This is a genomic window from Pseudomonadota bacterium, from assembly GCA_030775045.1.
GTDB lineage: Bacteria > Pseudomonadota > Alphaproteobacteria > JALYJY01 > JALYJY01 > JALYJY01.
This window is the reverse complement of record JALYJY010000001.1, coordinates 18,317-33,751: the sequence shown is the minus strand read 5'-3', so window position 1 is coordinate 33,751 and position 15,435 is coordinate 18,317. Positions and strand designations below refer to the sequence as shown.

Genomic DNA, 15,435 nt, shown 5'->3' with positions numbered 1-15,435 from the left:
CTCTTTTCCCAGACGTTGCCTGACGAACATTTCCGCCAGCATTTTTTCATTATCGGAAAGCTCAGCCGGTTCCGCAGGTCCATTCACGCGGGCTGCTACCGGACCCTGTCCTGCACCATTGGAGCCCGGGGTTTGGGCACCCGCCTGTGTTGGCCGGACAAATTTCCGGGCTGTGTGTGCCACAGCCTCCCAGTCAAATGGATGGGCTGTGGCGCCATTGCGGGGTGTTCCTGACGGTACATGGTCAGCTGGTGCCTGTGCAGCAGGTACTGGTGCTGCCGGTGCAGGCGGCGCTGTAACCGGGGCGACGGGGGCAAGAGCGGGTAGAGGCGGCATTGGGCCCGCTACACTGTTGTCAGAAACAGGCCCAGGAACAAACTGGCCCCGGGAAGTTGGGGTGCCAGGAACCTGTGCAGCAGTCGACGTGGCTGGAGGTCTTGCAGTCGGGGCTGCAGCTGTAGCAGGGGGTTTGCCTCCCGTTGTTGCAACAGGGGTTGCTGGTGCAGGAGCTGCCATGTTTCCGGTACCGGAAGAAGCAGCCGGTGCGTTTGGCGGCGTTACAGGCTTGCCTGTGGGTCCAGAGGCCGTCCGGCCCGGGGCCCCTGCAGGTGTAGGGACTGGAGTACGGGCTTTCTCGAGAGCGGCAACTTTCCGCAAGGCCGCATCACGTTCCTGCAAGGCTCCATCACGTTCCCGTGTTGAGGTTTTGAGGGCGTCAGACAGTTCTGCTGTCCTTTGGGCCACAAGATCCGGGATCTGCTTGTTGATCTGGTCAAGTTTTTCTTCAGCCGCGGTTCTTTCTGCCTGGATCCGGGCATCTGCCTCTTTCAGTTTCCGCGCGGCTTCTTCTAGGTCTTTTTTCGCCTGCCCCCGAGCCTCGGCCAGCTGTTTTTCCAGCTCTCCTGCCTGGTTCCGGCTTTCCTGCAGCATTTTCAGGGCGGGATGTTTTTCCAGCATGCGGGAACGCCAGTCACTTACATCTGTCTGGAAAGCCGTGGCCAGGTCCTGCAGATCGGCAACGGGAACAGGGTCAGGTATACGCGCAAGGCCTTCGGTCAGATCTTTTACAGCCGTCTTCAGGGTGTAAGGGATAGAAATGGGTTGACCCAGAGCATCGGATGGAGCCTCCAGAAATTCTTCCAGTTGCTCCAGATGCGCTTTTCTCTGTTCATCTGTCAGGGCAGAATCCTGCATGTCAGTCAGGGATTTTATGACTACATCATGGATTCTGTCTCCGGTTGTCTGCTTGTTCAGGGCGCGCTCGTCACTACCCTTCATAAAAGATATTATCTGAACAGTCTCCGGGGCCTTTCTCGGTATGGACCGGGCCTGCCGAAGACTGGCAATTTCTTCCCGGGCAGTGGCAAGCTCGCCAGCCAGCCCAGGGGCCTGCTCCAGTTCATGCCGGGCCTGGCGCAGTGCGTCTCTCATGGCAAGAACTTCACCCGGAATGAGGCTGGAGTCCAGGATTTCCTGGCGTGAGGCTTGCAGGCTGTCCAGAAGATCGGTTCTGATCGCCTGCAAGGAGTTCTGCAGGTCAGGGTTGTCAATGTGTGTCTTGTGCCCGCGCAGGTATTCTGCCCTCTGTTTCAGACTCTGGCCAGCCTGGGCCAAGCCTTCCCTTGTTTTCTGTACAAGAGACGGTTTCTTTGCGGCGGCCACAATATCCCCGCGCAGGGTATTGAATGCTGCAGCCCATTCCTGGAGCGGGGCTGTGGTGTTCAGGAGAACATCTGTGTGCGTTCTGAAGGTCCTTTCCAGCTCGTCTATGGTGTCCAGCTGTTTCAGCAAAGCTGCTATGTCAGTTCCTGTAGCAGGGGTATTCTGTGATGCAACCTGTGCCGGCGGTGTGGCAGCCGGAGCCGGTGCAGGGGTTGTGTTGACCGGTGCCGCAGGAGCCGGAACTGCGGCCGCTGGAGGTGTTGGGGCAGCCGGAGGTGTTGCGGCAGGAACCCGCTGTGCAGGCTTGGAAGGTTTTACAACTTTTTTTACAGGTTTTGTCTGGGGGGTGTGGCCTCCCGGAGCCGCTGCGGCAGCAGCAGGTGCAGCAGCCGGAGGTTTTGGGGTTGGGGCTTGTTGTGCAGACGCTGTGGCTGCCGGTGCCGGGGCAACAGGTTGGGCTACGACAGGTGTCGCAGCAGTGGGGGCGGGCTTTTTGTCAAGATATCTGAGGCCAGATTCATGCTGGAGGGCCACTGCCTTCAGGTCTGCCAGAAAGCGTTTTTTTTCCTCGGAGGTCGTGAAGGCCAGTCCTGTAACAGCATTGGGCGGATACTTTCCGAAGCCCCGGATATATCCCCATCCTGCCAGGAGAGACAGAAGCCTGTGCTCGTTATTGGAGACAAGCTTTCCATCCGGATGGGGGAGCCCGATCAGGATCCGCAAATGGGCGTAAAGGTCCACGGCGTTGTCGCCCAGCTTGTTCTGCTGCTTCTCCGTCAGGTCTGTGAGGGACGACTGGGCATTGTCTGCAGCCAGGCCCGAAGCAAGGGCATCAGCATCCCGTTTCCGGATGAAATCTTCCAGAATTGCGACAGCAGTCAGGCCCCTGATTCCCTTTTCGCTTTGGCGTTTGCCTTCTTCCAGTCTGTTTTTCGCCGCCGCAAGCCCCATCTTTTCCCCGGAGCTTCTTGCAGGGTCCGCAAGCTTCATGTCCTCGTCACGGATCTGGTTTTCTGTTTTTTGAAAATTATCCTTCAGCGTCGTGATATCCACAAGTCCTTTCCTGAAAACATCAAAGGGCCCCGGCAGAGGTTTCACCTGCGTCGCACCCCGGAAAAGCCTTGTCAGCTTCCGGATAGCGGATTCCTTTGTCTGCGAACCCGTGAGAACCCTGTCTGCTGAGGTCATCTGTGTCACCTGCATGTGCGGTACAAAAGCGTGTATGCTGAAAATACCCCTGAATCATGAAAATAAAGAGAAAAAAGACTCGGGGGAGCGGCCAGCGGGTTCCCGTTCTACCCGTCTTCCTTCTGCAGCAGGGCCGCTGTACCCAGAAGCAGGCTGGCTACGGTGGGGGACCAGGCGGCCATGAAGGGCGGAACGCTGCCTGCCGACCCGAAGGCCGAGGCGATGTTCCGGATCATATACAGGGCAAAGCCTGCGACAATACCTCCGATGATCATTGACAGGACGCCGCCCCGGCGGGTGCTGTGCGGCGTAAAGATGGCTGCCAGCAGGACCATGGCGCAGAACAGCAGGGGCTGGGCCAGCAGGGAGTGGAAATGCATGCGGTGGCGCAGGCTGGACAGGCCGGTGTTCTCGATAATCCCGATGAACCGGGGCAGCTCCCAGAAGGAGAGGGTGGCCGGGGGGGCAAAGCTTTCCTGGATGCGGTCCAGGGTAAAGACAGTGGGCAGGCTGTAGGCCTGTCTGTGCTCCGGCGTCCGTCCGGGAATGTTGACCAGAACATCCTGCAGTTTCCACAGGCCGTCCTGCAGCGTGGCCGCGGGGGCGTCCAGCCGGCCTGCATAGGTATCCTCTCCCCTGAAAAACAGGACCATCACGTGGTTCAGGGTCAGGGCGTGCAGGTCCATGTTTTCCGCATGGATCAGGGCGTGGCCGTCGGCATAGGGCTGGCGCAGCCACAGGCCATACTTCGAGACATTGAGGCTGGAGACCCTGCCTTTCAGGTACCTGTTCTCCATGTGTTCGTACCGGGAAACGAGGGTGGCCGCGGCCGGGTTGATCACAGTAGTTGTCACCAGGCCCATCAGCAGGGCCACAGCCAGCATGGGCAGCAGGAACTGCCAGGCGGAAACCCCGCTGGCCCGCGCCACGACCAGCTCGTGACTGCGCGTCAGGCGCCACAGGGCGAACATGGCGGCGAACAGAACGATGAAGGGCAGGACGATCTGTCCTGTCTCCGGCAGTTTGTACAGGCCCATTTTCAGGACAATGCCCAGGGTAGCGCCAGGCTTGTCAGCGGCGCGGCGCAGAAGCTCGATTGTGTCCAGGATCCAGATCAGTCCGGCCACAATACCCAGAAAGGCCAGGAAAGAGGCCAGGAAATGCCGGGCGATATAGGCCGACAGCGTGGGAAAAAGGTGCATGGGCTATTTCCCTGCAGCGCGAAGGGGGGTCCGGTTTCCTGCACCCAGGATCCACAGTCCGGCAAGGACAGGAGCCCACACAGAAGCGTGCAGGGCAACAGCCATCAGCGGCATCTGCCCGGCCAGCCGGGTCAGGGTCAGGGACGCCGCCTGGATCAGGACAACCCCGGCAACAACCCCCAGAATCTTTCCATGATGGCCCCGCCGGTTTATTTCTCCGGACAGCAAAACCGTCACCGCCATGACGGCAAAGGCCAGCGGAAGCATGGGCCGCATCAGGCGGGAGTGGAATTCGGACAGGAGCCTGGTCCTGCTGGCCGGATCCTCCATGCCGGTCCACAGCTCGCCTATGGAACGCTCGTCAGGTTTTGACAGGTGGGAAGCGTATTCCGGTCTGATGGCCTTGAGGGAAATGGTGTACTGTTCGAAAAACAGTTCGGAAAGGCGGTCGCGGGTCTTGTCCATTTCCTGTCTGTTGCCGTTGAAGACCAGGACCCGGGCGCCGTGTCCATCATCCAGAAACACGCCTTTTTCGGCAATGATTGTAACGGGTTTTTCAGGATTGCGGGAGTCATTGATAAGAATGCCGCGCAGCTGTCCGCTGTCATCCTTTTCCCGTGCATAGACAGTCAGCTTGTTTCCCGCATCGTTGAACACCCCCGGACGCAGCAGGACAGAGGCCAGTTTGTTCTGGGCCAGCTGGCGCAGTTTCTCAAGCTCCTTCTGGGCGGCAGGGGCCAGCTGGAAACTCAGGACCAGGAGGACAGCGCTGGCCAGAACCCCCAGTGTCAGGGCTGGCCGGGCCAGCTGCATGGGGCTCATGCCGGCGGCGCGCATGACTACAAGTTCGTTCTCGGTCCCCAAGCGGTGATAGGTGAACAGCACTGCCGTCACCACGGCAACAGGAATGACAACAATGAGGAGGGATGGAAGAGCCAGGGTGGCCAGCTGCAGGAAAACGGAAAACGGGGCGCCCCCGTCAACTACCAGATCCAGGAAGCGCAGGATCTGGGACAGCCAGATCATCAGGCACAGGACAGTACAGGAAATTGCAGCCGAAACTGCCAGCTGTCCGAGGATATAGCGTGTTGTCCTGCGCATCATGTCCTGATACACCATACGGATCTTTCACACAAAGGATTCTCCATGAAGACCGGCTTTTCTGACCTTTCTCTTCCCGTTTCCGGAACCGTGGCTGTTTTTGTGCAGAAGGACAGCAGGCTGACCGTCCTGGCCGAAAAGCTGGACAAGGCGACGAAAGGGGCGCTGACCCGGGCCATGAAGGCCAGCCGCTTTACAGGAAAAAGGGAAGAAACCCTGTCCATCCTGGCGCCGGCGGGGGTGAAGGTCCGCAGGATCCTCCTGGTCGGGACCGGTGATCCTTCCCGGTTTGGTGAAAATGATGCCCAGGCTGTGGGTGCGGCTGTTTTTGCGGCCCTGGCGAAATCGGGCGAGACAGAGGTGACAGTTCTGGTGGACGGTGCATGGAAGGGGATCAGTGGCGATGCGGCAGCGGCCCATATGGCCTGCGGAGCCATGCTGCGCTCGTACCGCTTTGACAGATACAGGACTACGGAAAAACCTGAACAGAAACCGGCCCTGAAAACCCTGACCTTCGGTACGAAAAATCCGGCAGCGGCAAAAAAGGTCTGGACGGACCTGGAGGCGGTGGTCCGGGGTGTGTTCCTGACCCGCGACATGGTGTCCGAGCCACCCAATATTCTTTATCCCGAAACCATGATGGAGCAGTGCCGCAGGCTGGCGGCGCTGGGGGTGAAGGTCGACGTCCTTGATGAAAAAAGAATGAAAAAGCTGGGCATGGGGGCTCTGCTGGGCGTGGCGCAGGGCAGCGTAAATCCGCCTTTTCTGGTGACCATGCACTATAACGGTCATCCGGGAGCAAAGGACAAACGCCCCGTGGCCCTGGTGGGCAAGGGCGTGACTTTTGACACCGGCGGCATTTCCATCAAGCCCGCCGACGGTATGTGGGACATGAAGTACGACATGGCCGGGGCCGGAGCGGTCATTGGCGCAATCCATGCGCTGGCCGCCCGCAAGGCGAAGGTCAATGTGGTCGGCGCTGTGGGCCTGGTGGAGAACATGCCTTCCGGTACCGCGCAGCGTCCCGGTGACATTGTCACCACCATGTCGGGACAGACGGTAGAGGTATTGAACACGGATGCGGAGGGGCGCCTGGTCCTGGCGGATGTGTTGTGGTACACGCAGGGGATTTTCAAACCCCGCGCGGTTGTTGATCTGGCCACCCTGACCGGCGCCATCGCCATTGCGCTGGGGCGGGAATACGCCGGCCTGTTTTCCAATGACGATACCCTGTCGCGCCAGCTGACCACAGCGGGAGAGGCAGTGGACGAAAAGCTTTGGCGCATGCCCATGGGCGAGGCCTATGACCGGGATATCGATGGCGAGGCCGGGGATATCCGCAACATGGGCCAGGGTCGCGAGGCCGGCAGTATCACGGCGGCCCAGTTCCTGAAACGCTTTATCCACAAGGGCATTCCCTGGGCCCATCTGGACATTGCCGCTGTAGCCTGGGCGAAAAAGGACCGGCCTGTGGTGCCAAAGGGCGCCTCGGGCTTCGGGGTTCGCCTGCTGGAGCGCTTTGTGGCTGATAACTTCGAGAGCTGAGCGTTTGACCGAAATCCGTTTCTATCATCTGCAGAAAAGCCCGCTGGAGCAGGCCTTGCCACGTCTTTTGCAGAAGATCCTGGAAAAGGGGATGAAGGCTGTTGTCCTGTGCGGGCCGGAGGAGCGGGTGGAATCCCTGAACCAGGCCCTGTGGACATACTCTCCGCCCTCGTTCCTCCCCCATGGTTCGGCCGCGGACGGGTTTGCTGCAGACCAGCCGGTGTGGCTGACCGCGCGGGAGGAGAACCCGAACGGTGCCACGGTCCTGGTGGTGGCTGACGGAACCCGTCCGCAGAAGGCGGACGCCTGGGACCTGTGCTGCATGGTGTTCGATGGCAATGACGAGGCTGCGGTTGCCGGTGCGCGTGACCAGTGGAAGGCCTGGAAGGACAGCGGGCACACTCTCTCTTACTGGCAGCAGACGGACAGCGGCTGGCAGCAGATATGAATACACTTTTTCCGGAAACCTGTTCCTCTCCCCCCGGGGGGAGAAGGAAAGGCTGCTGCCGGTCTTCCTGTGCGTGTCCTGCCGCCCCGGATTTTCCGGGATGTGTGGACCTTCTGGCGCCTGCGGAAGATCATCACGAAGATCAAACCGGGTGTTGTCCAGACCTGGATGTCCCGGACCTGCGGAAACGGCTGGTAAACCGGGGATGGATCCGCTACCAGGCGGAGTTCACCCGGGAAAAAACCATGCAGGCCTATGCGGATCTTTATCGTATGTGCTGCAGTGCAGGTACAGGGTGACATGGACCGGACATCCGGTCTATAAACCGGTCTGTTCCAGGGAGGTTTCCATGACCGGTTTCCAGAATCGTCCAAGACACTTTCCCGTTTCGTGGCAGGAGATGCACCGGGATGCCCGGGCCCTGGCGTGGCGGCTTCTGGAAAAGGGGCCATGGAAAGGCGTGATCGCTGTGGCGAGGGGCGGTCTTTTCCCTGCAGGAATCGTGGCCCGGGAGCTGAACCTGCCGGTGGTCGAGACCGTCTGCATTTACGGATACGATGATGTGAAACAGGTCCAGCATGATCCCCGGATGGAAAAGCCGGTGGGAAGCTTTGCCACGGAAGGGCAGGGGGAAGGCTGGATTGTTGTGGACGACCTGGTGGACAGCGGAAAGACCTTCGAGCAGCTGCGAAAAACAATGCCAAAGGCCCACTATGCCGCCCTCTATGCCAAACCCGAGGGCAGCCGGCAGGCCGATTCATGGGTGACCGAGGTCAGCCAGGACACATGGATTTTCTTTCCGTGGGAGGTAGACACCACCTTTGCCACGCCTATCGCCATTCAGCCAGGTGACAGGCGATGATCGCGCGCCTTGTATTTCTGGCGACTCTGGCACTGTCCGGGACAACGCTGGCCCAGACCGGCACGGTTCCCGGAGAGGAAGCAAAGCCAAAACTGCCCGCCGCCCTGACGGAAAAGCAGGTGCGGGAGCTGAAATCCGGGGAAGTGCCCGGTCTGGCGCGGACGGCAGAGGCTCATGGCTGGCCCTCTCCCGCCCGGGTTACAGGCTGGGCGGCCGACCTGGATCTGACGGACGAACAGGCCCGGGATGTCCTCATCGCCCGCAAGAGGCTGCAGGCCAGCAGCCGCAAGACCGGCGCTGAGATCATCGCAAAGGAACAGGAACTGGATGCGGCCTTCGCCGACGGGACCATCATACCGGACGAGCTGACGCGCCTGACGTTTGAGATTGGCTATCTGTATGGCCGCCTGCGGGCCGCCCATCTGTATGCTTCCATGGAGATGAAAACCCTGCTGACCCCGGAACAGCTGGAGCGGTACCGGGAAATTGCCGGTGCCGGAGAACGGACAGCCGGGCGTCAGTAATCAATGCATGGATCTGTTCAGGGGCCGGGAGTCTCTGCGGTTCTGCGAACCTGCGAGACAGTGACTTCTGTACCATATTCTTTCGTGTCCAGAAAGCGGGCCCAGGTGAGCGTTCCGGCCAGAAATGCACCTGTGTCGAGACACAGCCGGTCATTTTCGATATCCGGGTCTTTACAGGGCGTATGTCCGTGGACCACGATGCGACCCTCAAAGCCTCCCTTGTGGTTGAGGAAGCCTTTCCTGATCCAGCCGCAGTCCTGCCATGTCTGCTGGTCCAGGGGTCTGGCCGGGTCTATGCCTGCGTGTACGAATACAAAATCTCCTGGAGCGGCCATTTTTTCCATGCGTTTCAGCAGGCCGATGTGTTCCCGGGGAATATTCCCGAGAACGATTTTTCGCAGTCTGGCAACCTCTTGCGGGAGCAGGCGCGGATCCCACGTACTGCAACCGTAATTCCTGAGAGTATCGGCACCGCCATCGGTGCTTATCCACAACAACATATCACGATCCAGTTTTTCCGGGTATGCCAGCCTGTCCGCCTGGTATTCTTCCTCAGCAATGGTCCGTCCAAAGGGGGCCTGGCTGAAGTCGGGACCAGGGCCCGCAAGGAACCGGGCGAAAAGGCCTTCGTGGTTTCCGGCGATAATTCTTTTCCCGATTCCCGGAATTCCCCATGGTCCGCTCAGTCTCTGCAGGACAGCCCGGGAATTGCCCCGGTCGATCAGATCCCCCAGAAAAATCAGGGTTTTCGGCATGTCCGCGGCCAGGGTGGCGATATCCTTTCTGATCATCTCCAGAGTGGCATCCAAAAGGTCAATCTGCCCGTGGACGTCTCCCACGGCATAGACGCACTTCACCCCGTCCAGGCGCTGTTTGAGAAAAAAGCGGTCTTTCAGCAGCGTCCTTACGCTGGCGGGATGAGCATCAGGAGTTTTCTCAAGTGCAGTCATGTCCATGCGGGCCATCAAAGACCATACAGGCTAACAGGCCTGCGTGAAAGAAAAGCAAAAAATCCCTATGGTATCCGCCAGGGCACGTCATTACTGCCCCTTCCTCAAGGGGACCGGGAAGTGTTATCCTGAGTCTTTCCATCTCTTTCCGGAGGGCCGGGATGCCCGGCGCAAAGACAACCATGGCTGCAGTCAGAGAAAAAACATCCGTTCTTTCCGGCCCCAACGCCGGCTATATCGCCGAGCTGTACGCCCTGTATCTGAAGGACCACGGGTCGGTGGATCCCGGATGGGCTGCGTTCTTTGACGGGCTGGACGACAGCCAGGCCCTGGTCCTGAAAGACACGCTGGGGCCCACCTGGTCGCCCAGGACCGGGCGGATCATCGGCTCTGCCCCTGAAGTCGCCGCCACTCCTGCCGGCGCTTCCCGTCCCGGCATCAGCGCTGACCAGCTGCGCCGCGCCGCACTGGACAGCATCCGCATGATGCAGCTGGTCCAGGCCTGGCGGTCGCTGGGCCATCTGCAGGCCGAGCTGGACCCTCTGGGTCTGCAACCCGTGTACCGCCATCCGGAACTGGACCCGAAGACCTGGGGCTTTACGGACCGCGACATGGACCACGCCATCGCGGTCAACAATATTTTTGGTCTGGAAAGCACCACCCTGCGCGAGATGCTGGATCTGCTGCGCCGCACGTACAGCGGCCCTGTGGGGGTCGAGTACATGCACATTCCCGACGCGGATCAGCGGGCCTGGGTCCAGGACCGGATCGAGCGCCTGCGGGGCCGGTTCACGCTGTCCCAGGAGGACAAATGCATCACGCTGCAGAACCTGTCCATGGCCGAGGGTCTGGAGAAATTCCTGCAGACCAAATTCCCCGGTGCCAAGCGCTTTGGCGTTGAGGGCTGCGAATCCGCCATCGCGGGGATCGAGGAAGCCATCGAAACCGCTGCCCGCATGGGCTTGCGGGAAGTGGCCATCGGCATGGCCCATCGTGGCCGCCTGAATGTTCTCACCAATATCGTGAAAAAGCCTTTCCGGGCCCTGTTCTCGGAATTCCTGGGCACGCCCAATGTGCCCGAGGGAATTCCCGGCGCTGGCGACGTAAAGTACCACATGGGCGCCTCGGCCGACCGGAAGATTGCAGGCCATGATGTGCATGTGTCCCTGGCCTTCAACCCCTCCCACCTCGAATCGGTCAATCCGGTGGTAGCGGGCAAGGTGCGCGCGAAACAGCAGCAGCGCACCGGCTGGGATTCCCATGTCAGCGACAGCGCCCGGGCCGAGGTGGCGGCGCTGCTGATTCACGGTGATGCTGCCTTTGCCGGCCAGGGCATGGTGGCGGAAACCCTGATGATGGCCGACCTGAAGGGCTATCGCATCGGCGGCACCCTGCACTTTATCATCAACAACCAGATCGGCTTTACCACCAATCCCTGGTGTTTCCGCTCGGGCGCTTGGTCCACGGATATCTCCCGCATGATCAACGTGCCGGTCTTCCATGTGAATGGCGACAACCCGGAGGCAGTGGTCATCGTCTCGCGTCTGGCGGCCGAGTTCCGCCAGACTTTTTACCGCGACGTGGTGGTGGACGTGATCGGTTATCGCCGCCATGGCCACAACGAGACGGACGAGCCGGCTTTCACCCAGCCAAAGATGTACGCGCTGATCCGCGACCGGGCGACGACACGCGACCTTTATGCCCGCACACTGGTGACCGAAGGTGTTGTGACGCCGGAGGAAGACCAGAAGATCGTGGCGGATTACCACGCCATGCTGGAGGCGGAATTCCAGGCGGCGCAGGACTACAGGCCGAAGAACGCCGACTGGCTGGAGGGTCGCTGGAAGGGCCTGAAGCACGTGGAAGTGCTGCCTGATATGCCTGTAAAAACCGGCGTGTCCATGGACGTGCTGAAAAAGATCGGCAAGGCCATCTCGGGCGTTCCCGACGGGTTCGACCTGAACCCCAAGATCGAACGCCAGTTGAAACTGCGCGAGGAAATGTTCACCAGCGGCGAAGGTCTGGACTGGGCCACTGGCGAGGCGCTCGCCTTCGGCAGCCTGCTGCTGGAGGATATCCCTGTGCGCCTGTCCGGCCAGGACTGTGGCCGCGGGACCTTCTCCCACCGCCATGCGGTCCTGCGCGACCAGACAACGGAGGCTGAGGACCGGCCGGTAAACCGCATCGCGAAAAACCAGAAAGCGCACCTGGAAGTGCTGGACAGTCCGCTGTCCGAGGCGGCGGTGCTGGGCTTTGACTATGGCTTCAGCCTGGCCGAGCCGCATGCCCTGGTTCTGTGGGAAGGCCAGTTCGGGGACTTCGTCAACGGCGCCCAGGTCATTATCGACCAGTACATCAGCGCCAGCGAGACTAAATGGCTGCGCATGTCGGGCCTGGTCATGCTGCTGCCCCATGGGTACGAGGGGCAGGGGCCCGAGCATTCCTCGGCCCGGCCTGAACGCTTCCTGCAGCTGTGTGCTGAATTCAACATGCACGTGGCCAACTGCACCACGCCGGCCAGCTATTTCCACATCCTGCGTCGCCAGGTCTGCCGCGATTTCCGCAAGCCCCTGATGCTGATGACGCCCAAGTCCCTGCTGCGTCACAAGATGGCCGTATCGCCGCTGAAGGACTTTGGTCCGGGCACAGCTTTCCAGCCTGTGATCGGGGAGACGCAGACGCTGGCGAAGGCGGAAAAAATCCGGCGTGTGGTCCTGTGCACCGGCAAGGTCTATTACGACCTCCTGGCCGCCCGGACGGAGAAAAAGATCGATGACGTGGCCCTGGTCCGGATGGAAGAGCTGTATCCGTTCCCGGCAACAGCCTTGGCATTCGAGCTGGCGAAATATCCGCAGGTCGAGGTGGTCTGGTGCCAGGAAGAACCTGAGAACATGGGCTACTGGACCTTTGTCGACCGCAGGATCGAGGCCGTTCTGGCCGATCTTGGCGGCAAGGCCCGCCGGCCCCGCTATGTGGGCCGCATTCCCGCGGCTTCACCGGCCACGGGCTTTGCCAAACGCCACGAAAAGGAACAGGCCGCCCTGGTGGCCGCGGCGCTGGAATAGCTCTACGGCTGAAGAACAGCCTGGTTTCCGCCAGCTGTCTGGAGAGGCAGGGTCACGTCATCCGCCCGTACGCCTGCATTTTCGACCAGTCCCCGGTAAATGGGGACCGAGATACCGGTATCCAGAAAACTGTCCGTGGCCTGAAAGTCCCGGTATGTCTTCAGGACCTGCCAGCCCTCCATGGGAGGAGACCACAGGATTTCTGTTTCGTTGCTGGTGAAGTCTCCGGCTACCCTGATCCGGAGCCAGAACGCGGGGACGCAGTCCCGGTGTTTTGTGGCGCAGGCCTCTGCCGAGTGATACCGGACAGCGGTCAGGCGCTCCCGGAATGTGTCCAGGGTGATCTTCCAGGAGGCGACGCATTCTTCCAGACCAAAACCCTGTTCAGTGCAATCGTTCACGGATGTGAAAACCGCCCAGGGCCCTTTGTCCAGGAGGTCGAACTTTTTCTGCTGGCCCTCTGTGACAAATGTTTCATCCTCGTCCGTCCTGTCGAAAGAGGCCACGCAGGACAGAAGGATGCCCAGTCCGGCCAAGGTTTTTCTGCTGTTCCACCATCTGCGCGCAGCGCTTGTGACATCCTGAATCATGACTGCTCCGGAATCCGGGGAGAAACAGGGGAATAGTTTTCCCCTGAAACAGTTTCGTCAAGGGGAATCAGAAACCGGAACAGCCATTATTTCCGCATCACAATCTTGCCAGCGGGCGCTGCGCTGCCCATACTTGGAGCATGAGACGCGCCCGCACATTTTCTGCGCCTGATACAGACACAGCCAGCCCGGTCCGCTGCTGTGACCACCCGGAGTGTGTGCAGGCCGGGGAGTATCGCGCCCCGAAATCCCGCGACAGGCTGCGGGAATATTACTGGTTCTGCCTGGACCATGTGCGCGCCTATAACAGGGCCTGGGACTGGTACGCCGGCATGAGCCAGGAGCAGGTCGAGGCCCATATCCAGCTGGATATGGTGTGGGAAAGGCCGGCCTGGCCGCTGGGATCCTGGGCGGCCGAAGGCCTGTTGCGCGAGCGGGTGTTCCGCGAATTCCGGTCGGGCGATGATGCCGGTTTCCACAGCCGGAAGGAGTCCGCTCCGGACCCGGCCTCCCGCCAGGAGCAGAAGGCCCTGTCTGTTCTGGATCTTGTCCGGCCCGTGACCTTTGCCCGGATCCGGGCCCGGTATCTCCAGCTGGTCAAACAGCATCACCCGGATGCCAACGGCGGCGACACAAAGACCGAGGAAATCCTGAAAGCCGTCAACGAGGCCTATACGTTTCTGAAAAGCGTTTACGGGACGTCCGGATGACCGACTCCACTTCCATTCCCAGCCTTCCCGACACCACCCTGTCTGTGCACAAGGTTTTTGGCCTGGACACAGACATGACCGTGCCTGCCTTCAGCATGAAGGAAGAGCATGTTCCGGATCTGGATCCGGCCTATCGCTTTGACCACGACACCACGCTGGCCATTCTGGCGGGGTTTGCCTTCAACCGCCGTGTGCTGGTCCAGGGCTGGCACGGCACCGGAAAATCCACCCATATCGAGCAGGTCGCCGCGCGCCTGAACTGGCCCTGTGTCCGCGTTAACCTGGACAGCCACATCAGCCGCATGGACCTGGTGGGTCGTGATGCCATCGTCCTGAAAGAAGGAAAACAGGTCACCGAGTACCGCGAGGGAATTCTGCCGTGGGCGCTTCAGCGGCCCTGTGCCCTGGTGTTTGATGAATACGACGCCGGCCGTCCTGACGTGATGTTTGTGATCCAGCGCGTCCTGGAGGTGGAGGGAAAGCTGACCCTGCTGGACCAGAACCGGGTCATCCGGCCCCATCCGGCTTTTCGCCTGTTTGCCACCGCCAACACCGTCGGCCTGGGCGATACCACGGGCCTGTACCATGGCACCCAGCAGATCAACCAGGGCCAGCTGGACCGCTGGAGCATCGTGGCCACACTGAACTGGCTGCCGCCCGAAGCTGAAGCGCAGATTATCCTGGCAAAGGTTCCGGCCTGGAATACGGAGGAGGGACGGAGGACCGTTGCGGCCATGGTGCGGATGGCGGGATTGACCCGCACCGGGTTTGTGAACGGTGACCTGTCCACAGTCATGAGTCCCCGGACCGTGCTCACATGGGCTGAGAACGCCTGTATTTTCGGAGATCTGGCCGTGGCGTTCCGCGTGACGTTCCTGAATCGCTGTGAAGATCTGGAAAGATCTGTGGTTGTAGAGTATTATCAGAGATGTCTTGGGGTTGAACTGACAGAAAAGACCCCGTCCACATCCTGAAACGGAGACAGAAAAACATGAAAAAAAGCGTATTGGTCGTGGCTGTGTTGTCCCTTCTTGTAGCTGCCCCTGCCATGGCTGTTGCAAAAAAGACTGATGGTTCTGCCCTGGCCTGCGTCCCCGCCCCTGTGAAAGCCAAAGGCAAGGCTGACAAGGCCCTTCTGGACAAGGCCGGTACAGAAGCCGATACCTCCACCGTTACCCTGACAGGAACAGGCCTGTACAGGATCGTCCAGGCCCAGCTGATGACTCCCTCAGCCGGTTATTCTTGGGCTGTGGCCGGAGTACGTCACCAGAAGGACAGCACAGTCCTGAACCTGAGCCTGGAAGGTCCCGGCGAAGGTACTATGGGAGCCCAGGTTATCACACCCGTCAGCGTGAGCGTACCTGTAGCCCTGCGTCCGCAGACGAAAACTGTCGTCGTGCGCCTGAACAGGGACTACAAGTGGGGTAATGGCAGCTATACCTGCACACTGCCCTGACCCCTGACTGCCGTGGCGTCCTGCCTTGTCTTTCTCCGCTTCCGGTGCTCACGTACTGTAACGTACGCTGCGCTCCGGTTCCCGAAAGACGGTGGCAATCCGCTCACGGCAGCGGGTTCTGATATGTGGAAG

Annotated in this window: 13 protein-coding genes; 8 read left to right on the top strand and 5 right to left on the bottom strand. The window is 60.4% G+C overall.

Annotated elements, in window-relative coordinates; translation table 11 throughout:
* From M3O22_00145 to lptF, 3 genes are all read right to left on the bottom strand, one after another.
* On the bottom strand, positions 1 to 2,850 hold a 2,850-nt coding region (locus M3O22_00145; GenBank protein ID MDP9195179.1), incomplete at its 3' end, for a hypothetical protein.
* Between the two features lie 107 nt (positions 2,851 to 2,957).
* Positions 2,958 to 4,052, bottom strand: coding sequence for an LPS export ABC transporter permease LptG (gene lptG, locus M3O22_00140; protein MDP9195178.1), 1,095 nt, complete (start codon positions 4,050 to 4,052; stop codon positions 2,958 to 2,960).
* A gap of 3 nt (positions 4,053 to 4,055) precedes the next feature.
* The gene (lptF, locus tag M3O22_00135; GenBank protein ID MDP9195177.1) at positions 4,056 to 5,156 is read right to left on the bottom strand and encodes an LPS export ABC transporter permease LptF; all 1,101 of its coding nucleotides are present in this window, start codon (positions 5,154 to 5,156) and stop codon (positions 4,056 to 4,058) included.
* 42 nt (positions 5,157 to 5,198) lie between these two features.
* On the opposite strand from lptF, the gene M3O22_00130 reads away from it, so the two are divergent.
* From M3O22_00130 to M3O22_00115, 4 genes are all read left to right on the top strand, one after another.
* Positions 5,199 to 6,698 (top strand): leucyl aminopeptidase, encoded by a 1,500-nt coding sequence (locus M3O22_00130; GenBank protein ID MDP9195176.1) that lies wholly within the window; start codon positions 5,199 to 5,201, stop codon positions 6,696 to 6,698.
* 4 nt (positions 6,699 to 6,702) lie between these two features.
* Positions 6,703 to 7,146 carry a DNA polymerase III subunit chi gene (locus M3O22_00125; protein ID MDP9195175.1) on the top strand — a complete coding sequence of 148 codons (444 nt, stop codon included), beginning with the start codon at positions 6,703 to 6,705 and terminating at the stop codon, positions 7,144 to 7,146.
* A 349-nt stretch (positions 7,147 to 7,495) separates the two neighbouring features.
* Entirely contained in the window at positions 7,496 to 8,008 is a 513-nt protein-coding gene (gene gpt / locus M3O22_00120; GenBank protein ID MDP9195174.1) for a xanthine phosphoribosyltransferase, read from the top strand.
* Positions 8,005 to 8,532, top strand: a complete 528-nt coding sequence (locus M3O22_00115) for a hypothetical protein (protein MDP9195173.1) — start codon at positions 8,005 to 8,007, stop codon at positions 8,530 to 8,532. The genes gpt and M3O22_00115 overlap by 4 nt, the downstream gene beginning before the upstream one ends.
* A gap of 17 nt (positions 8,533 to 8,549) precedes the next feature.
* On the opposite strand, the gene M3O22_00110 is transcribed toward M3O22_00115, so the two are convergent.
* The gene (locus M3O22_00110) at positions 8,550 to 9,482 is read right to left on the bottom strand and encodes a metallophosphoesterase (GenBank protein MDP9195172.1); all 933 of its coding nucleotides are present in this window, start codon (positions 9,480 to 9,482) and stop codon (positions 8,550 to 8,552) included.
* A 161-nt stretch (positions 9,483 to 9,643) separates the two neighbouring features.
* Between M3O22_00110 and M3O22_00105 the strand changes: the two genes are divergently transcribed.
* Positions 9,644 to 12,547 carry a 2-oxoglutarate dehydrogenase E1 component gene (locus M3O22_00105; protein ID MDP9195171.1) on the top strand — a complete coding sequence of 968 codons (2,904 nt, stop codon included), beginning with the start codon at positions 9,644 to 9,646 and terminating at the stop codon, positions 12,545 to 12,547.
* A 2-nt stretch (positions 12,548 to 12,549) separates the two neighbouring features.
* On the opposite strand, the gene M3O22_00100 is transcribed toward M3O22_00105, so the two are convergent.
* On the bottom strand, positions 12,550 to 13,137 hold the full coding sequence (locus tag M3O22_00100; protein MDP9195170.1) for a DUF1190 domain-containing protein: 588 nt from the start codon (positions 13,135 to 13,137) through the stop codon (positions 12,550 to 12,552).
* Positions 13,138 to 13,277: 140 nt separating this feature from the next.
* On the opposite strand from M3O22_00100, the gene M3O22_00095 reads away from it, so the two are divergent.
* From M3O22_00095 to M3O22_00085, 3 genes are read left to right on the top strand one after another with little or no spacing between them, the layout of a single operon-like run.
* Positions 13,278 to 13,847: a J domain-containing protein gene (locus M3O22_00095; GenBank protein ID MDP9195169.1), complete on the top strand. Its 570-nt coding sequence runs from the start codon at positions 13,278 to 13,280 to the stop codon at positions 13,845 to 13,847.
* Positions 13,844 to 14,821: a cobaltochelatase subunit CobS gene (gene cobS, locus M3O22_00090; GenBank protein ID MDP9195168.1), complete on the top strand. Its 978-nt coding sequence runs from the start codon at positions 13,844 to 13,846 to the stop codon at positions 14,819 to 14,821. The genes M3O22_00095 and cobS overlap by 4 nt, the downstream gene beginning before the upstream one ends.
* A 17-nt stretch (positions 14,822 to 14,838) precedes the next feature.
* Positions 14,839 to 15,303, top strand: coding sequence for a hypothetical protein (locus M3O22_00085; GenBank protein MDP9195167.1), 465 nt, complete (start codon positions 14,839 to 14,841; stop codon positions 15,301 to 15,303).
* Positions 15,304 to 15,435 lie beyond the last annotated feature (132 nt).

Excerpts from the sequence above, each read along its gene's own strand:
- lptG (MDP9195178.1), bottom strand. The coding sequence starts at position 4,052 with ATGCACCTTTTTCCCACGCTGTCGGCCTATATCGCCCGGCATTTCCTG.
- lptF (MDP9195177.1), bottom strand. The coding sequence starts at position 5,156 with ATGATGCGCAGGACAACACGCTATATCCTCGGACAGCTGGCAGTTTCG.
- M3O22_00130 (MDP9195176.1), top strand. The coding sequence starts at position 5,199 with ATGAAGACCGGCTTTTCTGACCTTTCTCTTCCCGTTTCCGGAACCGTG.
- gpt (MDP9195174.1), top strand. The coding sequence starts at position 7,496 with ATGACCGGTTTCCAGAATCGTCCAAGACACTTTCCCGTTTCGTGGCAG.
- M3O22_00115 (MDP9195173.1), top strand. The coding sequence starts at position 8,005 with ATGATCGCGCGCCTTGTATTTCTGGCGACTCTGGCACTGTCCGGGACA.
- M3O22_00110 (MDP9195172.1), bottom strand. The coding sequence starts at position 9,482 with ATGACTGCACTTGAGAAAACTCCTGATGCTCATCCCGCCAGCGTAAGG.
- M3O22_00105 (MDP9195171.1), top strand. The coding sequence starts at position 9,644 with ATGCCCGGCGCAAAGACAACCATGGCTGCAGTCAGAGAAAAAACATCC.
- M3O22_00100 (MDP9195170.1), bottom strand. The coding sequence starts at position 13,137 with ATGATTCAGGATGTCACAAGCGCTGCGCGCAGATGGTGGAACAGCAGA.
- M3O22_00095 (MDP9195169.1), top strand. The coding sequence starts at position 13,278 with ATGAGACGCGCCCGCACATTTTCTGCGCCTGATACAGACACAGCCAGC.
- cobS (MDP9195168.1), top strand. The coding sequence starts at position 13,844 with ATGACCGACTCCACTTCCATTCCCAGCCTTCCCGACACCACCCTGTCT.
- M3O22_00085 (MDP9195167.1), top strand. The coding sequence starts at position 14,839 with ATGAAAAAAAGCGTATTGGTCGTGGCTGTGTTGTCCCTTCTTGTAGCT.